Origin of the sequence: Frankia sp. AgB1.9 (assembly GCF_016786355.1) — a bacterium.
GTDB lineage: Bacteria > Actinomycetota > Actinomycetes > Frankiales > Frankiaceae > Pseudofrankia.
Genome location: NZ_JADWYX010000270.1, coordinates 1 through 1,229 on the forward strand (window position 1 = coordinate 1; position 1,229 = coordinate 1,229).

Consider the following 1,229-nt stretch of genomic DNA (forward strand, 5'->3'; position numbering starts at 1 on the left):
CTGTTCTCCGGTCGGCCGCGCGGCGGCGGGCGCGCGCGCCCCCCCCCCCCCCCCCCCCCCGACGCTGTGCTGCACCGCGCCCAGCGTGATCCCCGCGGCGCCGAGCGCGAGCCGGACCCGTTCGCGCAGCTCGCGGGCCACGTCCCACTGCTTGAGCGGCAGCGTCTTGATCGCGACCCTGAGGTCGTAGCCGTCGGCCGTCATCGCCTCGATGCCCCAGACCTCGGGCTCCGCGATGATCACGGCGGCCCAGTGGTCGTCATGCCACATCGACTGCGCCGTCTCGAGCAGGACCTCCTTCGCCCGGACGACGTCGGTGTCGTAGTCCAGCGGGACGTCCAACACCGTGCGGGCCCACTGCTGGCTCTTGTTGCCGATCCGGGTGATCTCACCGTTGCGCACGTACCAGACGGTTCCCTCGACGTCGCGCAGTCGCGTCATCCGGAAGGTGACCGCCTCGACGGTGCCGGAGACCGCCCCGACATCGACGACATCGCCGACGCCGTACTGGTCCTCGAGCAACATGAAGATTCCCGAAAGAAAATCCTTGACCAGGTTCTGCGCGCCGAATCCGACGGCGATTCCGAGGACGCCGGCGCTCGCGACGATCGGCGCGAGATTGATGCCCAACTCGCCCAGTACCAGGATGAACGCGATCCCGAACACCACGATCGACACGACGCTGCGAAGCAGCGACCCGACCGTCTCGGCCCGCTGGCGGCGCCGTTCCAGCAGGACCGCGGTGTCCCCGAACGCGCCGAGGAAGTTGCCCCGCAGCAGTCCTCCGTGGTTGGAGAGCCGCCGCGTCGTCCGCCCGATCACGCGGTGCATCAACGCCCGGATCACGGCGGCGACCAACAGGATCAGCAGGATCGTCAGCGGGGTTCCGAAGAAGACCTCGGCGCTGGACGCGAGGTAGTTGCTGTGGGTGGAGTCGTAGACCGTCCGGCACAGGAAGCCGGGCGTGCTGCCACAGGCGTCCATCAGTGCGCCCTTGACGCTCGCGAGCGTCACGTCGGGCAGGCCGCCCGAGCTCGGGGAGACGGTCGGCGTCGCGCCGGACGACAACGAGGCCGCGGGGCTCGACGGCGTCGCGAGGCCGGACGGCGTCGCGCTGGCAGCGGCGACGATCAGCGGCAGGGACACGGCCTTGGGTCCTCCATCTGCGTGGCGGGGGGGGCCCCCCCGGGGCCGGGGCCCCCCCGGGCCCCCCCCCGGGGGCCCGGCCG

The 1,229-nt window shown here is 71.8% G+C and carries 1 protein-coding gene; it reads right to left on the reverse strand.

Annotated elements, in window-relative coordinates; all coding sequences use genetic code 11:
* A partial coding sequence (locus I6A60_RS41050) for a mechanosensitive ion channel family protein (protein WP_307874131.1) occupies positions 1-1,146 on the reverse strand: 1,146 nt, incomplete at its 3' end.
* Positions 1,147-1,229 lie beyond the last annotated feature (83 nt).